15 protein-coding genes and 1 tRNA gene are annotated in these 20,604 nt (G+C 41.4%); all 16 read right to left on the bottom strand.

Going from position 1 to position 20,604, the window contains the following annotated elements:
• Window positions 1-80: 80 nt before the first annotated feature.
• The 16 genes from HMPREF9073_RS05450 to HMPREF9073_RS05380 all read right to left on the bottom strand — a co-directional run bounded on the left by HMPREF9073_RS05450 (window position 81) and on the right by HMPREF9073_RS05380 (window position 20,279).
• Entirely contained in the window at window positions 81-1,637 is a 1,557-nt protein-coding gene (locus HMPREF9073_RS05450) for a DUF1735 domain-containing protein (RefSeq protein ID WP_009413002.1), read from the bottom strand.
• Between the two features lie 134 nt (window positions 1,638-1,771).
• On the bottom strand, window positions 1,772-2,521 hold the full coding sequence (locus tag HMPREF9073_RS16235; protein ID WP_232212889.1) for a RagB/SusD family nutrient uptake outer membrane protein: 750 nt from the start codon (window positions 2,519-2,521) through the stop codon (window positions 1,772-1,774).
• Window positions 2,449-3,471, bottom strand: coding sequence for a RagB/SusD family nutrient uptake outer membrane protein (locus HMPREF9073_RS16230; RefSeq protein WP_009413000.1), 1,023 nt, complete (start codon window positions 3,469-3,471; stop codon window positions 2,449-2,451). Before HMPREF9073_RS16230 ends, HMPREF9073_RS16235 begins: the two co-directional genes overlap by 73 nt.
• A gap of 4 nt (window positions 3,472-3,475) precedes the next feature.
• Complete coding sequence (locus HMPREF9073_RS05440; protein WP_034555460.1) at window positions 3,476-6,229, bottom strand: SusC/RagA family TonB-linked outer membrane protein; 2,754 nt, start codon at window positions 6,227-6,229, stop codon at window positions 3,476-3,478.
• A gap of 24 nt (window positions 6,230-6,253) precedes the next feature.
• Window positions 6,254-8,002: a RagB/SusD family nutrient uptake outer membrane protein gene (locus tag HMPREF9073_RS05435; RefSeq protein WP_009412998.1), complete on the bottom strand. Its 1,749-nt coding sequence runs from the start codon at window positions 8,000-8,002 to the stop codon at window positions 6,254-6,256.
• Between the two features lie 12 nt (window positions 8,003-8,014).
• Window positions 8,015-11,299, bottom strand: coding sequence for a TonB-dependent receptor (locus tag HMPREF9073_RS05430; protein WP_009412997.1), 3,285 nt, complete (start codon window positions 11,297-11,299; stop codon window positions 8,015-8,017).
• Between the two features lie 326 nt (window positions 11,300-11,625).
• Complete coding sequence (locus HMPREF9073_RS05425; RefSeq protein ID WP_009412996.1) at window positions 11,626-12,084, bottom strand: CopD family protein; 459 nt, start codon at window positions 12,082-12,084, stop codon at window positions 11,626-11,628.
• A 16-nt stretch (window positions 12,085-12,100) separates the two neighbouring features.
• Window positions 12,101-12,667 carry an aminoacyl-tRNA hydrolase gene (gene pth, locus HMPREF9073_RS05420; protein WP_009412995.1) on the bottom strand — a complete coding sequence of 189 codons (567 nt, stop codon included), beginning with the start codon at window positions 12,665-12,667 and terminating at the stop codon, window positions 12,101-12,103.
• Window positions 12,668-12,677: 10 nt separating this feature from the next.
• Window positions 12,678-14,807 carry a DPP IV N-terminal domain-containing protein gene (locus HMPREF9073_RS05415; RefSeq protein ID WP_009412994.1) on the bottom strand — a complete coding sequence of 710 codons (2,130 nt, stop codon included), beginning with the start codon at window positions 14,805-14,807 and terminating at the stop codon, window positions 12,678-12,680.
• A 309-nt stretch (window positions 14,808-15,116) separates the two neighbouring features.
• A complete protein-coding gene (locus HMPREF9073_RS05410; protein ID WP_083866078.1) occupies window positions 15,117-15,335 on the bottom strand; it encodes a uroporphyrinogen decarboxylase in 219 nt (72 codons plus the stop codon).
• Between the two features lie 5 nt (window positions 15,336-15,340).
• The gene (locus HMPREF9073_RS05405) at window positions 15,341-15,526 is read right to left on the bottom strand and encodes a hypothetical protein (RefSeq protein ID WP_009412992.1); all 186 of its coding nucleotides are present in this window, start codon (window positions 15,524-15,526) and stop codon (window positions 15,341-15,343) included.
• Between the two features lie 2 nt (window positions 15,527-15,528).
• Window positions 15,529-16,098 carry an LPS export ABC transporter periplasmic protein LptC gene (gene lptC, locus HMPREF9073_RS05400; protein WP_009412991.1) on the bottom strand — a complete coding sequence of 190 codons (570 nt, stop codon included), beginning with the start codon at window positions 16,096-16,098 and terminating at the stop codon, window positions 15,529-15,531.
• A gap of 6 nt (window positions 16,099-16,104) precedes the next feature.
• Window positions 16,105-17,445 carry a tetratricopeptide repeat protein gene (locus HMPREF9073_RS05395; protein WP_034555458.1) on the bottom strand — a complete coding sequence of 447 codons (1,341 nt, stop codon included), beginning with the start codon at window positions 17,443-17,445 and terminating at the stop codon, window positions 16,105-16,107.
• Window positions 17,446-17,457: 12 nt separating this feature from the next.
• Window positions 17,458-18,732, bottom strand: coding sequence for a membrane protein (locus HMPREF9073_RS05390; protein WP_034555456.1), 1,275 nt, complete (start codon window positions 18,730-18,732; stop codon window positions 17,458-17,460).
• A complete protein-coding gene (locus HMPREF9073_RS05385; RefSeq protein ID WP_009412988.1) occupies window positions 18,725-19,501 on the bottom strand; it encodes a type III pantothenate kinase in 777 nt (258 codons plus the stop codon). The genes HMPREF9073_RS05390 and HMPREF9073_RS05385 overlap by 8 nt, the downstream gene beginning before the upstream one ends.
• Before the next feature lie 704 nt (window positions 19,502-20,205).
• Window positions 20,206-20,279: transfer RNA gene (locus HMPREF9073_RS05380), tRNA-Ile, on the bottom strand.
• Window positions 20,280-20,604: the final 325 nt, after the last annotated feature.

Below are 20,604 nucleotides of genomic sequence, written 5' to 3'. Positions count from 1 at the left end.
AAAAGCGATTTTTAGACTTTTCGGACAGCGCCTACATAACATAATCGAAATAATCCAAATAATTCAAGAATATAAGATTATTAAGGTGCTTTTTTGATAAAGATATCTGAAAAAGTTAAGTCTTCGTAATTGTTATCCCAGCTACCTATTTTTATCACAAAGAATAACTTACCACTTTTTGTAGCTGTATAAGTCTTTTCACCTGAGGCTAATTCCGACATCAGTCCGCTTTTAGGCGTTTTGATTTCTCCCGATAGGTCAAACACCTTACCGTCGTTGAAGTCTTTGCCTTCTTCTGGTTCCCACTGACTTATATACACTTGTATCCAGCCCCACGCTTTGCCTTTGGCGGTGAGTGTCATATCGTAAGTATAAGTTTCACCTCCGCTTACTTCAATAGGTTGATAGATCACGTGGTTGAACTTCTTGCCTTCGGTACCTGAGGTGTAATGAATATTACCATCAGTAAAGGTGATATCGGCTTTTTCTGAAAGACCTCCATTGATGCCTTGCAACAGTATTTTCCAAGCATCTTTCTTGATGCGGGTTTCTACAGCAGGTTTAGGAGGTTTAGGACTGTTATCTTTCTTGAATACAATATCAGAGAGGGCTAAATCCTCAAAGTTGTTATCCCAGCTACCTATCTTTATTACAAAGTAGAGTGTGCCGGTTTTACCAGCGGTATAGGTTTTTTGGTCTTGGATAGATGAAAGTTCCGCAAATGAACCACTCATAGGAGAGGTGATGTTGTTTTGGAGCTCTAATACCTTGCCATCGCCGAAGTCTTTGCCTTCTTCGGGTTCGTGTTCACTTACGTACACTTGTATCCAACCCCACGCTTGCCCTTTGATTTCCACGTGCATATCGTAAGTGTAAGTTTGTCCTTTTTCCACTTTTACCGGTTGGTAAATCACGTGGTTGAACTTACCGCCCACTTTACCAGAAGAGTAATGTATATTACCCTCAACGATATTAATCTTAGCATCAGCTGTAATTTTGCCGTCGATACCTTGTTTTAGCACTTTCCAAGTATCTTTTTTGAGCATAGTTTCCAAGGTAGGTTTAGGAGGTTCAGGAGGTGTAGGCAAGAATTTTGCCCCATCAATCACTACGATAGTAGTTGCTTTATTTTGGAGGATTCTCTCATTGCCATAAATGCTTACTGCCAAAGCGATGCGATTTTTGTAGTAATCGGCATGTTCGGTAAGGAGCTTTTGCACATCCACTTCTAAGTAGAAAGACTCTTCATTTTTACCAGAAGGGATGGTAGCGCTTTCAGGCAGAGTGTAAGAGCCTTCGGGTAGTACTACAGCCGGTTTTTTCTCGTCGTTTTTGTACTTTTCTACATAAGCATTAGTAGCTTGTGCATCCACTTTTACTTTTACAGCAAAGCCATCGGTAGAGAGACCTGAATTTTTCACGCCGAGCACTATTTTCAATTTCTTAGTACTCTCGTCGAAAGTGTAGTTTTCGGAGTTTCCGCCGAAAGGCACATTGTATTCATTACCTCCGTTGTTTAAGGAGGCTTGCGGCATATAAAGTGTAGTAATGCCGGGGTCTTCAAACACATCGTCTTTTTTACAAGCGATGAAGGCTACGAATAGGAGTAGCAATAATGTAATGTTTTTTGTTTTCATATATAAGAGTTTATCCTCACCCCCTCCTTCTCCCCCTCCCCTTGGGGGAGGGGGAGGGAATCCGCAAAAGCGATGAGGTTTGTTATTCAGTTATTTTTTTCAAATTGACGTATTTCGTAATTTGTCATTTGTCACTACCAACCTGGGTTTTGTTTAACAATTCCGTTGGACTTATTGATTTCGCTATGAGGAATAGGGTAGTAATACATCTTTTCGGTAAAAGTGCGCTTTTCTACTTCTTTTACTTGATAGCTAAAATGATTGCCGTTTTTGGTAGCTTGCACTCCGGTAAGTGGCTCATTGAGCACGGTAGTAGCATCTTTCCAACGGCGCAAATCCCAATAGCGGTGTTCTTCAAAGGCGAGCTCTACACGGCGTTCGAGTTTTACTTTCTCTCTGAACTCCTCTTTTGATGCCGTAGTAATCGCAGGCATTTCCACGCCCGTTCTGCCTCTCACCAAATTGATAGCCTCTTTGGCAGTGAGTGCATAACCGTTGTTAGCATCGGGTCCGTAGGCTTCGTTCATCGCTTCGGCATAGTTGAGGTAAATTTCAGCCAAACGGAACACTATCCAAGAGCGAAGTCTTTTTTCATCTTGCACTAAATCAAGATTGTCGTTCAAAAACTTTTTGAGGTAGTAGCCCGTGCGTGAAGCGTTTTTGGCGTTGTAGTTGTCAGCACCACCTGCGTATATTTCTATCGTGCGTCCGTTCCACTGACTGTTGTTGGTTACTATTGTATAGCCGAGTCGAGGGTCGCGATTGGCGTATATATCATTAGGGTCGGGGGCACCTTTGTATTCATAAGCACTCACCAAATTATGTGAAGGAGTGATGCCGCTGTTGCCTCCTGCCGTGCCAATAGGGTAGTTTTTCCTTTCCAAATCATTGGTGGCACTTTGGCGAATTGCCAGAAGGTCTCAGTGCTTTTAGCAGTTCTATCGCCGAGGAACAAATCGCGGTAACTATTGTCGAGGCTGTAGAGATTTAAGCTGAGAAGCTCATTGGCAGCCTCGGCAGCTGCTTTCCACTTGTTCACATCATTAGTGGGGTTGTACAACGGACTTGCCGCATAAAGCAACACTCTGGATTTGAGGGCTAAGGCAGCTCCTTTGGTAATACGCCCGTCCAAGCCAATATCAAAATCTCTTCCCCAATTGGTAATCAAGCTATCTTTGGAAGCATCGATTTCACTCACGATATAGTTCACTACCTCGTCCACTGTGTTGCGAGGCAAATGCGTGTTACTATCGGCGGAAAGACTTGTTTTTACAAGAGGTATACCTCCATAGCGTTTCAGTAGTTCAAAATAGAAATAAGCTCGCAACACGCGGTTTTCAAAGCGCAAAGCCCTTATGCTCTTCACATCGCGATTGTAGTTATTGATGTCGTTTTGAGTGATAAGGTTGCGGTTCTGCTTTAAGAAAGAAGCATAGTTAGGGAATTTTTCCAAGAAATAAGTAGCCGCTTGTATGCCTTCGTAGTTGTAAGCATAGGTATTATCGGGGTTGTTGGTGCTATTCCAGCTTCCTTCGTTAAAAACTTGAGTGTTTGAAGGCGAAAGCGTATATTCAGCCTCGTCGCTCACTGCCGCAAACAGATTGCCATCGATGGCATCAAAGCGGTTTTGCAAACGCGTATAGGCAGCATAACCAAAGTCGTAAAGTACTTGGTAATTGGTTTTTATCTGCTCGTCGGTATCGTAAATATCTTCTTTAGTGTCTAACACATTACACCCGATGAGTGTACTCATCAGCGCAATGCAGCTCACAGCAAAGATTGTTCTGCTCGGTTTATTACTCTTTAACATAGCGATATATTTTCGGTAGTTCATTTGTTTAAAACTTTAAAGACACACCCATAGTAACCGATTTGAGGGCAGGGTAACCCGATAGTACTTCGGGGTCTAAGTCGTAATCGGTAAGCAGTGATGAGAAAGTAAACGGATTGGCAGCATTTACGTAAATGCGCAATTTGCTAACGCCTATCTCGTCGAGCATTCGTTTAGGAACGCTGTAACCTACCTCTATGTAGCGTACTCTTAGGTAATTAGCTTTCTTTATCCACAAGGTGGAAGGCTGGGTGTTATTGTTGTTGCTCAATAACGACAAACGTGGGTACTGGGCGCTGCTACGGGTATCGATGCCTTGTGCAGGATAGTAAGCCCAGCGGTTTTTGGCGATAGCATACACATTGCCGTTGTTCTCGAAAGCAACCGTTTTTTGGCGTGCATCGTCTAATAAATTCACCTCTCTGCCTTGTACTCCTTGCACGAGCACTCCAAGGTCAAATCCTTCATAGCTGAGGTTGATTGTACCAGCATAAGTGAGTGTAGGGAGGTAGCTTTTGCCTATTTCGGTTTTATCGGCAGGGTCTATACGGTTGTCACCATTTAGGTCGCGGTATTTCACATCACCAGGGGCAACGTTTCCAAAGGAAGGTTTAGGGAGTGAAGGTAGCAGGTTGCCATTGCTGTCAAAATCGTTTATGTCGTAAAATCCGGCAGCTTCATAGCCAAAGCGCGTGCCGATAGGTCTACCTGTTTGAGCTGAACTCTCGCTACTAGCATCGTACTCAGCCATATAGTCTATTTTGTTTTTAGCAAACGAAGCATTAGCGCCTATACTATAAGTGAGTTTTCCTGCTGCGTTGCTGTAGAGCGTACTCACTTCAAAACCTCGGTTAGTAACCTTTCCTATATTTTTATAGGGAGGGGTAGCCCCAAAGACACTTGAAATGCTGTAATCAGGGGAGATAATACCTTCGTGTTTGTTGAGGAAAGCCTCTATCATCACGTCCCATTTGTTAAAGAATTTAGCTTCTACCCCTATGTTGTACTTATAGGCTTTTTCGGCAAAAATATGTTCATTAGGCACGTATTTTAGTCCGATAGCACTATGCCAAGAAGGGTCGTCGTTTCCTGTGGCAAAACCGCCTCCTCCGTAAGAACCGTAATAGCGTTCGTATAAGTAGCGTCCTTCGTTGTACACATCATTACCCGTAGTACCTACCGAAGCGCGCAATTTCAACCGATTGATATTGGCATTTGCCGAAGGGTGTTGCTCATTGAAAACCTGATAGGCTGCTGAAAGGGCGTGATAAAAACCAAACCGATTGCCTTTCTTGTAGTTATCTGATCCACCGAAGGCAAAACCAAATTCTGCCGATACGCGTTTGTTCCAATCGTAGAACACACGTCCGCCGATGTTCTGATAGGCGTAGTTGTTGTTCAAACCCGCTTTTCCGTTGAGATTGTCGTCTATATTATAAACATATTGAAGGTAGTTTACGGCTGTTTGGAAAGTGTTTTGTCCAAATTCACGGGCATAACCTGCACCCAACAGAAACTGCAAACGGTTCCATTGGTTGGTACCCCAGTCGTCGTCTACTTTGTAGTTGCTATCGCGATGAGTGGTTTGTGCTGCCCCATTGAACATACGAGTGTAATCTCTACTTACAATGCGTGTGCCTCGTGTCCACGAACTGAGCGATACGCCTTGTTGTATGTATAAACCAGGGGTGATGAAGTCTAATTTCTCTTTTAGGTTGAAATTAGCCCCTAAAGTGCGGTCGTGTAGGGTTTTGATACCTAAGGCTCGGATAGAAGCGTAAGGGTTATCGGGGGGGATAGCTGTACCAGGGAACGACCCATTGGGGTTTTGCGCCGGATAAATGATATTAGGGTAGCTCGCCAAGTTTTGCCAGAGCTTATACTCGTTGTAATTAGGCGATTTACGGTCTTCTATACGCCCGTTGATATTTACATTTCCTTCAAATATTTTGAGCATACTGAAGTCTAAATTTGCCTTTACGAGATATTGGTCGAATCTTCCGCTGGAATGCGAATCGTCGTTCTTAGAGGCGTACAAACCACTGTTGCCAGCGTGCCCTAATAGCACAAAATACTTGGTAGTAGCCGAGCCTCCGCGTATGCTCACATCTTGTCTATCAAACAAAGCCGACTTTTTGAGCACTTTGTCGTACCAATCGGTGTTGTATTTCACATCGTTAGGGATATTGTAAAAGCTCGTCCAAGCACCTGCATCGTTGCTGTAAGCCTCGTTGTATAGCTGGGCATACTCGGTAGCCGATAGCGGTTTGCTCAGTACCGTAGGCATTTGTACGCCCGTTTGGAAATCTACCCCTACCACGGGTTTGCCTTCTGCACCGCGTTTGGTGGTAATCCACACGATGCCGTGCGCTCCTTTCATACCAAATGGCGCTAAAGCAGCCGCATCTTTCAAAACCGTAATCGACTCGATTTCGGAAGGTGATAGCAGTATAAAATCACTTTGGTAACCATCGATAAAATAGGTAACCGAAGGGTAGTTGTAAGAACCCAACCCGCGGATATTTAGGCTGGCATTGTCCATTCCTCCGCCTTGCAATACAGTGAGCCCAGGTAGCACCCCAAACAAACTGTTGGTAAAGTTAGTTGTGGGCATTTTTAAGAGTTGTTCTCCTTTTACAGATGAGGTAGAAAGCGTAGACAATTCTTCGGGTACGTTCAGAGGGCTTTGTGCCTGCACAGCACCTGCCCAAAGCATACAGCCCACAAGGCTACAAAATAATATGTTATGTTTATATTTCATTTCAGTTGTTTTATTAATTGGTTATTAGTACCCTGGATTCTGTATCAAATAGCCTTTGTTCACTTCCGATTGAGGGAAAGGCTCTAAATACTGACTGTTGTCCCAATACCCTGTATAGACAGGCTTCACAGCATAAGAAGCGTAATCCCACGCATTCCACCCTTCCGATTTTCCTGGAGCGTACTCAAAAACTACTCCTTTCTTTTCCCCTCCAATGATACCATTAGCAATATCGGTGAGTTTCCAGTGTTTTACATCGAAATAACGGTGATTCTCTTCGTAGAACTCTACCGCCCACTCTCTTTGTACAATTTTGCGCAAAGCATCTTGTCCTGTTTCAGTAACATTGGGTAGCCCTGCACGCGAGCGGATAACGTTTAGGTTTTGCAAAGCCTGAGCAGGATTGCCTGCTTCGTTATAGGCTTCGGCGAGATTTAAATAGAACTCAGCCAAACGGTACAAAGGGAATTCAAACCAATCGCGGGTATCAGCCATATAGAAGAATTTCACACGGCGTCCTGCGCCTTCACTGCCTGCCCTCTTTTCCCAAGTAGAAGCATTTGCCAAACTCTCACTTGACCAATAATGCGAGCTTGGGTTGTTCCACGCTTGTTGTCCTGCAATCGCTGCAGAGGCTTTAAAGCGGGCTTCTAACTCGTTGCACTTATTCACATAAGTAGCGTAGCTTTCCCAATTTTCACCCGTCCACGTTTGGTCAGTTCCATCAGTTTTGTAGTATTGGGTAAGTTGCAAGTAACTCATAGAATTTGCTCCTCCTGGTTGGCTGTGAGGGTTGTAAGCCTCTATAAAGCTTTGTGATTTAAAGGCGAGGAGTACTTCTCGGTTGTTAGGGGTTGCTACAGCTGTACCGTAATCGGCTAAGGGGTTGCCCGTATTGATGATTTGATAACCATTGGCAGTTGCCCAGCGTATCACTTGTTCATTAGCCTCTATGGCTTGTTGCCACAACGAAGCATCTTGCGTACCAAAACAAATCAGGTTGTTATTGCCTCCCAAACTCATATAAGGCGTATTGCTATTGAACAGCGGACGTGCAGCGTACATCAATGCTTCGGCTTTGATACACATTGGGATACCTTTGGTTACACGTCCTTTTTCCGAAGCGTTGTAGCTATCGGGCAGGTCGCTAATAGCTTTGTTGCAAAGGGCAATAATATGGTCTAAGGTAGCGCGCAAAGTAGCGCGAGGAATATTCAGGTCGGAATCTACTGAAAGAGTCCCCTCTATAATAGGCACCCCGCCATAACGTTTAAACATCTCCTCATATCGGTAGGCGATGAGGGTATACATTTCGGCTTTGATACCTTTCTTTTGTACCTCAGTAAGATCGGGGACTTTATCGATATTCTCAATCACCAAATAGCACTGACGGATAGACTGGTAGTTGAACACGAAACCATCGGAACTCAATGCTTTGCCATCGGAGTCGCTGGCTACCATTCCAGAACGTTGAATTTTATAGGTGTCTTCCCAACTGAATTTCACATCGTTCACTTCTCCCGATAGGTGAGAGAGCGTTCCCGCTTTCAGTCCGCTAATGCGCCCATTGTCGTAACGCAAGGTAATACCCGATTGCAGGCTCATCGCGTAGGCTTGGGCAATAGCCGAGAGAGATTTCTGTTTGCTCGAAAAGATAGAATCGACATTCACATCGCTTCCTAAACTCTTTTCGAGAAAGTGGTCTTCTAACTTACAAGAAAATACTTGTGAGAAAAAGACGAGAATTAAGGTGGTATAAATGAGCTTTTTCATTGGTTGTATTTTTTAGAATTGAACGTTGAGCCCTACGCTATAAGTGCGGGTCATAGGGTAGAGATATCCAGAGGCAGCGCCGTTAGAATCTTGTTGTTCGGGGTCGTAACCATCGTGCATTTTAGACCACGTATAGAGGTTGTTACCACTCACCGATAGTTTCACCGATGAGATACCCGTTTTTTCCAACCACATTTTCTTTTGCAAGAGATAGCTTACTTCTATGTTTTTCAGCTTGATATGGTCGGTAGAGAGCAACCAGAAGTCGCTAAACAATCCGTTGATATTGTCGCCAGTGCGCATAGAAGCACGTGGGAAAGTAGGGGTAATGCCATTTTGAGCTTTCTCAGGAGTCCAACGCCCGTCGTACTGATGTTGGAAAGCAGCCCCTGTACCCATATAGAAAGGGTTGCGCGTATAGAAATCCAAAGGCATAGAACCTTGAGCCGTACCAGTGAACAACACTGATATTTCAAATCCTTTGTAGCCTACATTGAGGTTTGCCCCAAAAGTATAGCGAGGGAAGTTCGCATAACCAATAGGCACGCGGTCTTTCTCGTCGATAACGCCATCGCCATTCACATCTACATAACGGAGGTCACCAGGTTGTACTTTATTGCCATCAAAACGCGAATAAGGGCGTTGCATTACTTCTTGCCAAGTGTTGTAGAAACCATTGGTGAGATAACCTCTATACTGCCCGATAGAATAGCCTGTTTCATTCATCCAAGGGTAAGGGTTGTTAGGCTCATCGCGGTAGTCAATTTTATTTTTAGCATAGGATACATTCCCCCCGATACCATAAGTGAAATCGCCTATCTTGTCGCCCCAGTGCACTTGTATTTCGTAACCTTTATTGGTTACCTTACCTATATTGCTCGCAGGAAGGTCAGAACCTACAATACCAGGCACTGTACCTCTGTTCCACAAGATGTTGTCGCGTTTTTCTTGGAATACATCGGCATTGATGGTAAGCCTATCTTTAAACATATTCAGGTCGATACCTGCATTGCTTTTTTTGGCGCGTTCCCAAGTAACATTGGGGTTCCCTACACGCGTTTCCCAAGCACCGGTATAGAAAGGGTCTTTGGTAGTACCATCACTACTGCCGAAATAGTAACCTCCTGCACCATAGCCATCGTTGCGGTAACCTTCATAGCCATAGCCCCAAGTACTAGGCAAGTATAGAAAACGGCGACCACCTACTTGGTCATTTCCTACTTCGCCATAAGAACCTCTTAGCTTTAAGTAAGTAACAATATTGTTTTTAGGGAAGAACTTTTCATTAGTAACTACCCAACCCAATGAGAAGGCAGGAAAGAACCCGAAGCGTTTGCCAGGGGCGAAGTTTTCGGTACCATTATACCCCATATTACCTTCAATAAGGTAACGGCGGTCGTAATCGTAAGTAACCCTACCGGCGAGCCCCATAATACCAGCAGGCACGTTGAACTCAAAACCAGGGTCATACGTTTTTTGTCCGTTAGCCAAAAGTAAGGCAGTGATATTGTGTTTTCCGAAAGAGCGGTCGTAGTTGGTAGCTACTTCAAAATAGAGGCGACGCCACTTGCTTGATTTAAAGCGGTCGGTAAGGGTAGTGTGTTTGAGTCTGCCGCCAAAGAAGAGTAGTTCAGCAGGGTTTTTAGGGTTGCGAGTTACGCTATACGAAGGGATAGAGCGTTCTCTTTTCACACCTTTTCTATACAAATCGTTGTAAGAAAAAGTACCTGAAATAGAAAGACCCTGAGTGATATAATCGAGTTTGTGTTTCAGCTTTAAGTTTAGGTTCAAGTCGGTTTGATAGGTAGTAAGGTAAGGTCGCCAGAGCAAGCTGGACAACACCGAATAACCTGTACCTCCTTTGCCTACTAAAGGATTTACCCCATCTACATATCCATCGATTAAACGTCCATCTACAATACCAGGACCTGCAAAAGGCGTATTAGCCAAGATATGCACTAACATCGACTTTTTGCGTGCTGTTTCGCTGTTTACATCGCCGTCTTGCTCACTACCTAAAATACCTCCTACCTTTGAAGATACAGCAGCAAGGTCGAGCGTGAGGTTGGTGCGGTCGGTAAGTTCAAAATCGAAGTTAGAGCGGAAGTTGTAACGCTGGTATTTAGAGTTTACATCGGCGTTGTGATAGTTAGTTTCTTTGAAAGTACCTCCTTGATAGAAATAACCCAAAGAAGTAAAGTAACGCGTTTTCTCACTTCCTCCTGATACGTTTAAGTTGAATTGCGTTTGAGGAGATACCCCGCCAAAAGCTTCTTTGAAATAGTTATGACTGGTATAATATAGCGCTGGGCTATTTAGCAGGGCTTGTTTTTGTTCAGGAGTGAGGTTCATCGCTTCCACCTCTTGAGGTGTATAGTCGCGATTGTTCTTGAACTTCCACAACTCGTTGTGAAAACCACTTTCACTGAACAGCTTATCGAAGTTACTTGGGTCGTTGTCATTACGAATAGCTTCGTTGCGGAAACGAGCATAATCATAAGAATTGAGCAGGTCTAACTGAGTAGCCAACTCACTCATACCAAAGTTATAAGTAAGACTCACCTTAGGAGCGCCAGAACGACCTCTTTTGGTAGTTACTACCACCACCCCGTTAGCGCCTTTCACACCATAGACAGCTGTTGCCGAAGCGTCTTTCAGTAAGTTAATACTTTCAATTTCGTAAGGGTCCATCGCATTTACGGCATTCATAGAGCTTTGGATACCATCTACTACTACCAAAGGTTCTTGGCTACTTGCATTGAAGGTACTCACCCCCCGAATACGAATAGTGGTAGCGTTCCTACCAGGCTCACCACTGGACTGAGTGGAAGTAATACCTGGCATACGCCCTACCAGCGCATTGGAGACGTTGGCAACTGCATTTTCTACGAGTTTATTTCCTTTAACAGAAGAAATAGCACCTGTTACAGTTTCCTTCTTTTGGGTACCATACCCTACCACCACCACTTCTTTTAGTTCGGTGGTTTCGGGCAAGAGTTTTACGGTGATGTTGTTGCGGTTTTGCACTTGTACTTTAGTGCTTTTATATCCTATATAAGATATATCTAAGGTAGCACCACCGTTTTTTAGGGTCAGCTGGAAGTTGCCATCAAAATCGGAGCTTACGCCGTTTTTAGTACCTACTTCCAAGATAGTAGCCCCCATTAGAGGCATATTGTCTTCATCAACTACTTTTCCTCTGACAGTTTGTGCGGATAGCGACTGCATCCCCACGCAAAGCCCCAAGAGCCATACGAGCATCAGTAGTTTGGTTTTGTATGAATGTAATCTATCCATAATTTTGGCATTTTAGTTATATGGAAAATGTTTATTTTCGTTGGGGCAAAGGTAGGGTGTTATAGTTAAAAGGTTGTTATCATTTCTTTTCGTTTATTTATCAAAATCTATACGTTATAAAATTATCTTAAAGTAAAGGAAAAATTTAGGTAGTTGTTATAGCTTGTTTTTCAGTTGTTTAAAATATTTTTATACATAATTAGCAGAGGCAATATTACATATTTAAATACAAATAAGCAAGTACAGGTTTAAAAAAGAAGAGAGAAAGTGTGGTAGGGGAATAAGAAGAAAATTATGAGTATTATAAAATAAAAAGGGGATGTGCTTTACTGCCATCCCCCTATTCTTACTAAGCTGCCGAGTATTACCATTAGTACCCCAATGAGGGTTACACAGATGATATGCACCGCCATTTCGGGTAATTTGTTGAGCTGACCTTTGCGCAGTTTGGGCAATACCCTTGTTTGTGCCGAAATAGCAAAACAAATAGAGGTTAGCAAACAAATAAGTTTCAGTGATACCACACGCTCAATAGGAGTAGCGAATGAAAACCAAGAACTGAAACCTGCATTGTAGTCGTAAGCCATCAAAATACCTGTGATAACTAATATGGCAAGAGAAGGCATACCGATAGGCTCGTAAGTCTTCTCGAAATTGCCTATATAGCTAAAATCTTTGCGTTTAAGAGCTTTTGGCAAATAGCCGATAGCCAATACTAAGTGTCCGCCTACCCAAATAGTGGCAGCAATGAGGTGCAGAATGAGAATGAGGTGATGTGTGTACATAGTTAGGGGTCAGGGGTTACTTGTTATTAAAGGTGTTCATTGTGATATTAAGCCCTGCTAAGCCGTAAGAAATTACGGCTTCGGCACATTTTTCTAAGCGTTCGGGGAGGAGGTTTTGCTCTTCGGGAGTCCACTCACCGAGTACATAGTCTATTTGCTTGCCCGATTCAAAATTACTGCTAATACCAAAACGCAAACGCGCGTATTGTTGGGTGTTGAGTTGAGCCTGAATATCTTTAAGTCCGTTATGCCCGCCGTCACTTCCTTTGCCTTTGATGCGAATAGTGCCAAACGGGATATTCAAATCGTCGCAAATGACCAAAAGGTTTTCCAAAGGAATGTTCTCTTTTTCCATCCAATAGCGCACTGCTTTGCCACTGAGATTCATATACGTGGAGGGTTTCAACAATATAAAGGTACGCCCTTTCACTTTAATTTCGGCGAGGTCACCGAGTTTCTGAGTAGTGAAAGAAGCATTATGGTCTTTCACCAATGTATCGGCTACAAGGAATCCTATATTATGACGTGTATTAGCGTATTCAGCCCCTATATTGCCGAGGCAGGCTATTAAATATTTTTTCATAGAATGATAATTACAAGTTGTTTGTTTTGATGTAATCTATAATTTGTTGCGTGAGGTGAATGCGGTCACTGCCTCTCACTCCGTGTCCGTGCATTGGGTAGATAAAAGTATCTATAAATTTATTTTTCTTGATAGCGTCACGAGTGATACTCATCAGGTGTTGAGGTACTACCACATCATCTATACTACCGTGAATGAACAACAATGGGCGATTGAGGTGGTCGAGGTATTTGCCTACTCTGCTGTTTTCATAGCCTTCGGGGTTTTCTTTTGGGGTATCCATATAACGTTCGCCATACATTACCTCGTAGTATTTCCAATCGGTTACAGCCCCTCCAGCTACAGCAGTGGTAAACACATCGGGGTGGCGTGTGATCAGGCTCGAAGCCATAAATCCTCCAAAGCTCCAACCGTGTACAGCTATGCGATTTCCATCGACATAAGGCAAACTCTTGAGGTAGTCTACCCCTTTGAGTTGGTCTTTTATTTCGATTTCCCCTAATTGGCGGTGGATAACACTTTCGAAAGCAAATCCTCGGTTTTTACTACCGCGATTGTCTAATGTGAAAACAATATACTGTTCGTTCTCTACGAATGAATGTAACCACAAATAAGTATCGGCTAACCATTCGTTTCTCACTTGTTGAGCGTGAGGGCCACCATATACATAAATGAGTACGGGGTATTTTTTGTTAGGATCTAAAGTAGTAGGTTTGTGCAACTTGCCATAAAGAGGAGTGCCGTCTTCAGCTTTTAGAGTAACAAACTCTGTAGTTCCTACAGCTATACCTTCCAATGGATTTTCAGCGGTGAACAAACGTTGCTTGCTGCCTTTATCGGTACTGATGAGGTCTATGTTTTTAGGGATGCTAATGCTGCTATAGCTATCTAACAGATAATTACCGCTATGGCTTAGCTGTACATTATGAGAGCCTGCTTCGGTAGTGAGGGCAGTTATTTTTTTAGGGTTTTTGAGCTCTATTTTGAAGGCGTGTTGCTCGCGTGGGTCGGCACCTGTACCTGTGATGAACACGTATTTACCTTGCGCATCGAAGCCTAAAATATCTTGTACTACCCATTGGAAATTAGTGATTTGCTTGATGAGTTTGCCATTGGTATTGTAGTGATACACATTGGTAAATCCGTTGCGTTCGCTCAGCCACAAGAACTCATCGGCTTTGTTAGGCAAGAAAACGGCAGGTTTTTCGGGTTCAACCCATTTAGCATTACGTTCTTCAAAAATGGTATTTACTTTTTTACCTGTGTGCGTATCGTAGCGGTTGAGAGCGAAGTGATTTTGAGCGCGATTTACTTCGGCTAATAAAATATAACGTTCATCGGGACTCCAAGCTAAGTTTGTGAGAAAGTGTTCATCGGTGGTATCGATATCTAAGTACAGTACTTTTTGGTTTTGGAAGTCGTAAATCCCTACGGCAGCCTGCTCACTGGGCTGTCCTGCCATTGGATATTTTATAGATTTGAGCGTTGCGGGGGTAGTGGTGATATCTACTAAAGGATAATCGGCAACTTTGCTTTCATCTTTTTGATAGAAAGCTACATAGTTGCCTTTAGGAGAGAAGAAAATTCCTTTGTTGATACCAAATTCATTGCGGTGAATCGCTTTTCCAGCTACTATATTGGCATCGGTAAATGAGGTAATAGCTTTTTTATCGTTCTTTTCATCGGCGAAGTACAAATTGTTATCCAAAGTATAAGCTACTACTTTAACTTGAGGGTTGTATTCGGCATTTTCACTACCTTTAGGAAGAGTAATCGTTGCTAAAGCTTGCTTGCCTTCACCGTTATAGCGGTAGAAAGTATTTTCGGATTTGGTTACGATTTCATTTTTGTCAATCAGCAAGATATCGCCGTTTAGTTGTTCAGCGCTCATACTTCCTACCTGCTCCCCTTTTGGGTTAAAAATAAGGTATTTTCCGTTTTTGGTATAAAGGTATACATCACTATCTTTGAGCCATCGTAGGTTCTCGAGAGTTTCGGGAAATAGGTAGCGGTATCCCATTGGATTAGAGGGGTCTTGCACGGCATAAAACACCGATTCAGCTACTGAGAGTTTGCGGTTTTGAGCAATAGCTGAAAGGGAGAAAAAGGTTCCTAAAAGGAAAAGCGTTATTCTTTTCATAAAATAAAATATAGTCTAATAAATATTGGCAGCTGGTGTAGCTAGATTTCACGGAGTTTTCCTTAAATTAACGTGAGTTTGATGTAATTAATTATTAAATAATCAGCAAAATATTTTAAATCTCCCACGAATCACACGAATTTACACGAAATAAGGACTCTAAAAAACTCTTTACTTTACATTATCTCACGAATTTTCACCTAACGGTGAATTATCTTGTGAATAGATTGTGATACAATGCTGTAAATCAATAATCTGTTATAATGCTAAATTAGTATATCATAGCTAACAACTAAAGTTTAGCAAAGCCTATTTTTTCTTATGTAATTCTCTCCAAATATACACAACTTGTACGACTACTAAAAAGGCGTTGGGCAGAATTACGGGAATACTATGGATAAAGTATCCATAAATTACAAAAAGAGCACACCCCACCAAGTTGGTAAGGCGTATGTACAAAAGGTTATCCTTAATAAGGAAGCTGAGCACTATAAAGAGTGAAGCAGCATAGCCAATAATATTAACTATAGTCATTATCGTCTGCGGTTTTTAAGTCGGGTATTGCGTCTGAGCCAAAACATAGCCAATGCGCCGAGTGTAAAGGCAATGTACATATACCACTGAGTGCGGTCGGGGGTATTATATAAGGCATACACTTGGTAGGCACAATAGAAAGCGATAGCCAGATAGGCATATTCAAAAAAGATACGTGCGTTCATAATTATTCATCTTTGTCGTCGATAGCCAAAATACCGGTAGTTTTATGGGCTTTAACGGTAGAGAATTTCTTATCGAAATCCATACCTATGCCATTGGTGACGGTGCCTTTGGCTTCATCGGTAAAACTAAATTCTTTATCGGTAAAAATCCAATCTTCTTTTTGATCCCAAAAGAGTTGTTCGGTTTTTAGGCGTTTGCCGTCGTAGGTAGTAAGTACTACATTGTTGCGCAGTTCTACGATATCTGAAGAAGGGTAGATGATGCCATAGCGCGCTTCGACGGTATTTTTATGTCGGGCTTGGTCGTAGAATTCCACTTTCACGCCGTCGGGGAATTCGGAATAAGGCATCCGTTGGTTTGTATAATCTTTGTTGAGAGGGCTTGTAACAACGGCAACTACTTTAGTAGAATCAGTATATACGAGTTTGAAGTTATAAGCTTCACCTTGAGGGAATTTTTTTTGGATACTGAGTTGTTGCAGGTTACGCATATCGTTGTTACACGAAAAAAGCATTGCCATACCTAATAGTACGGCAATACTTTTTACGATATTAAAAAAACTTTTTTTCATATAGCATTACAAACGTGGTACTACTACAGATTGTCCTATCCAGCATTTGAGGGTAACGGTTTTCCCTGCTAATCCAGATTCGAACACATCTACTTTAGAAGGAGCTAAAGCATCGTAACGGGCTGCTAAACTTTCCAAACCTCCTTTGCGAGCTGTTTTGGCAGCTAACCAGTATACAGCTCTTTTTTCGAATGAAGTGCTACCGCATTCGTTAGCTGAGCTTGCATAGGCGTGAGCCATAATACGGTAAGCATCAGAGTTTGAAGGGTTGTAAGTAAGTGCTTTTTGTGCATAGGCAACAGCGCTAGCTTTGCTGTATTTAGAAGCGATACGGATGAGGAGCTTAGACTTCTTAAAGTTGTCGGTCTCAAGATTTACCGCCTCGTTGTAGTACTGCATAGCTTTAGCAGAGTTACCAGCTTTGTCGTTCATTACCCCTAAGTAGTAAGCAGAGTTTGCTGATGGTTTTACTTGGTGCAATGAAGTTACTATCTTCACGAAAAGAGGGTCTTTAGTACAATCTTTATCGGACATTTTACCAGCAGCACGGCGCAACCATTCTTCGTTAGTTTTGTTAGCCTCATAGTTCTTAGTGTAAAGAGGGATGAGGTTGTTACAATCGGCAAGCTGACCTAATTTAGCATCGATACTTTCGGCAATAGTTTCGTAGTTATCTACGCGTTTACGGTTATCCTCGAGCAATTTTTTGTCTTTCTCACTGATAGTTCCAGCTTCTTCTTGAGCTAAGTACTTGTTGATCACTTCAGAAAGTTCATTTTTTTCGTCTTGAATTTTATCTGAAATGTTATCGTAGGCATCGAATACTTCTTGTAGTTCTTTTTGACCTTTTTCGTGCAAGGCAACTAACTCGGAGAAATACAAGTATAAGGCTTTTTCGTTTTTGAAATCGTTTTTGCCCTCAGTGAAAGCTTTGTGCAAGAGGTCGTAGATTTCTTGTTCAGAGCCAACTTTTTCGTCGAACATCAAAAGAGCTTGACGGATGCGCATTTCGGTAGCGTTGAAACGTGATGCAAAGTACTTGTTGTAATCGGTGTACATTTGCAACAATTCTTTTACAAATTGTGTTTTTTCAGCACCATTACTAGTTCTGATTTTATCCTGCAAGATGCGTTCTCCATAAGCAAAGGTAGCATAGTGTAGAGTAGGACATTGAGTATATACTTCTTTCCAAATAGGATACGCTTCTTTGTAGTTTTTCGCTTTAGCGTACTCGCTAAATATCGAAAGCTTCTGAGTGAGCTCAGGAGTATTACAGTTCTGAGCTTCGGCTTGAGTTGCAAAGAAAAAGCCTGCAACCATTGTAGCTAATAAAATTCTTCTTCTCATTCTTGTTTGTTTTTATTGATACTTTGTTCGTTGGAACCACTTGTCGTTTAAAGTGAATCCTATTCTTAGGTTAAACTCATTTTCTTTTATCAAATTGGCTGTGGTAGTACCACGTTTGCCATATTCACCGACGAGGGTAAGGTTTGAAAATCCTTTTACAGGAAGACTTAGTCCAAAAGACGTGCCAAAATAATTGATGTTTTGTCCGTTGAGTACAATTCCGGTATTCTCATAGCGCAAACCAACTCTGTAGGTAACTCTGTGCCAATAGCTTGAGAAGGAGTGATAGTTAGGAATCCAGAATCCACCAGCGGCGAGTTTGTAGCTATCTTTGTAACTTACATCGGTAGTGGTAAGGAAAGGATTTGAGAACTTACTATTATTAATATAGGTATATTCTAAACCTGCGAACCATTTTTGGTGTTCACCTAATCCAAAGCCTACTTCTATTTGTGTGGGCAAGGTGAGTTTGGTATTTTTGAGTCCGGTAGCTTCTAAATCGAGAGCTCTGGTTTCGCGTACTGTGAGCTGAGCGCCGCTTCGTGAGGAGGCTACATAGCTGAGGGTAGAGATATTGCGTTGGTTTTCGGAGGAAAGTGTGCTTTGTGGGGTGTATACTAATGAGGTATATAATCGCAAACGGTGTTTTAGAGTTTCTTCGTAGTACAAACCGATATTGAAAGCCCCCCCTGTGAGGCGTGATTTACTGAACTCTTGAGTGTAGAACTCGATATTGTTTTGCTGGTATAGGTCGGTCATATCAATAGTTCCAAAATGATAGCGGAAAGAAGCGCCTAAGCTAAGCCCTCCATAGATTTGATAACCAGTAGATAAAAAGAATTGGTTGACATTTCCGTTACCTTCATACTGATAAACTCGGTTGGCTTTGGTGTTTTTAATTTTGTAGCCTACGGAAGAGTAGGGCACTAGCCCAAATGATACTCCTAATTTTTCGACTATAGGGAAGCCGAGTGTAAAATAATTGAAGGAAGAAGATTGGGTATTGAGTTTTGTGTTATTTGTAACAATATTTTTGCGTTGCATTGTAAATCCAGCTGAAAAAGCGGTAAATTTTAGCTGAGAAAGAGCAGCGGGATTTTGTATATTTACACGGGTACTATCAGCATAAATACCCAAACCGCCCATAGCACTTTCTTCGGCTATTCCGCCGAAATTGCGTTCGCCTATGCCATAAAAGGAATAGGGAGACTCGGTTGTTTTTTGTGCAAAAGCAGCGTAAGTAGTTGTTAATAAGGCGATAATAAGTGTAATTAACTGTTTATTCATCATATTGTTTTAACTGTCCATTTATAGAGTGTTGCGTTTGTTTTTGGTATTCTAAAATATTATTCAATCCCTCAAGCAACACAAATGAGTTGGCAAATATCGGTTTTTTTATTCTTTCTTGCAAATATTTTTGATTGCCTCCTGTGAGAATGACTGCTAAGTTGGCAAATTTTTCTTCGTATTGAACGATGATACCTTCGATTTCACGCACTACATTATTATAGACTCCTGAAAGCATACAACTCTCGGTAGTATTACCTATAAACTGTTCGTTATCAAAATCTTGTTGTTCTAAAAGTGGTAGTTTGGAGGTAAATTGATGCATTGCTTTTAGTCGCATAGCAATTCCTGGGGCAATAGCACCACCAAGATATTCATTTTTTTGGGTAAGCATATCAAAAGTTATACAAGTTCCTGCGCTGATTACCAGTATATTGCGATTGGGAAAAAGCTGTATTGCTCCAGCGATTAAAGCCAAACGGTCGACACCTAAGGTTTGAGGGGTAGCATATTTATTTACAAAGGGCAAAGGCATAGTGCTCGAGGCAAAAATCACGTGAGGTAAATATTTTTTTAAAAAGCTAAAACGCGTTTCGGCTTCTGCTACCACCGAAGCGATAATCGCTTGTTGTACCTCGGTTAAATTGACCTCTTTCATCAATTTTTGCTGAAAATTTTCGGCTGTATAAGTATTAAAAAACACTTGCTTTTGAGCTTTAAAAAGCGCTACTTTTACTGCAGTATTTCCCTGATCGATAATGAGGTTCATAAAAAAGCTTTATTTACTGAAGAAAAGTTATATCAAAAAAAGTGCCAATTGAGGGAATTAGGGTAAAGTTAAAAAGACAGAAGGTGCTTATTTTATTACTTTTCAATCTTAATAGTAAAAAAATGTTAAATATTATTTGCGATTTCTTAATTATTTAATATCTTTGCCGGGTGATTTAGAAAAACAACGAAATATAAAAAATGTGTTATTTACTATTGTTTAGGAGATAACACGTTTATATAAAGGAATATAACATTGATTAAAACATAAATTCAAAAGGTATTAACATTTTATTAAATTTTCAGACTATGAAAACTTGTCCATTAACCATTCTTGTTGCAGTTGCGATAGTAATGTATTTTTTGTTGAATACATTTTTTCCTACTCAAAGGAAACTTATTTTAGAGAAGAGACTATTTCTGACAATTTACCTATTACTTTTGGTTCGGTAGTAGGTGTATTAGTATTAGAGCAATTGTTTGCTAAAGAATCTAATGGGAAAAGCCATAAAACAGGGAAAAACTAAGTTAATAATAGTTTAAGTTTCCCATAAATTTCACGAATTTGCACAAAAATGAATTTTGAAAGACTCAGAAAGTATCGGAGAAAGGCTGATACGACACAAAATTTGTAAAATCAATTATGATAAACTATTATTAATAGAAAAAAGCCTTGGAAGAGACTGACTTTCAAGGCTTTTTTAGTGGTCCCAGTTGGGCTCGAACCAACGACCCTCTGATTATGAGTCAGATGCTCTAACCGACTGAGCTATGAGACCTATCTTTTCTTATAAGACGGGGCAAAAGTAGTACTAATATTTGAATTGTGCAAGTTTTTTTATAAAAAAATAGCTCTTAAAATTCTACTATCAAGTGCAATTTTTAAATTACCTTTTGATTTCCATTTTTTTAGATATAATGGACAAAATAGAGGCCTTATAATTGGAGTCTTTTTGAGGAAGGTGGGAACTCAGAGCATCTCGGAGGGAATCGGAGGGGGTGTGCGAGGGTAGGGATAGGTAGGTATAAAATAAAAAAGAGCAACTCTATATCAGAATTGCTCTTTATAAGAAGGCGGCGACATACTCTCCCACAACAAGTGTA

The organism is Capnocytophaga sp. oral taxon 326 str. F0382 (assembly GCF_000318295.1).
Lineage (GTDB): Bacteria > Bacteroidota > Bacteroidia > Flavobacteriales > Flavobacteriaceae > Capnocytophaga > Capnocytophaga periodontitidis.
Note: the sequence above shows the minus strand (reverse complement) of the source record. Positions and strands in the feature narration are given on the sequence as shown.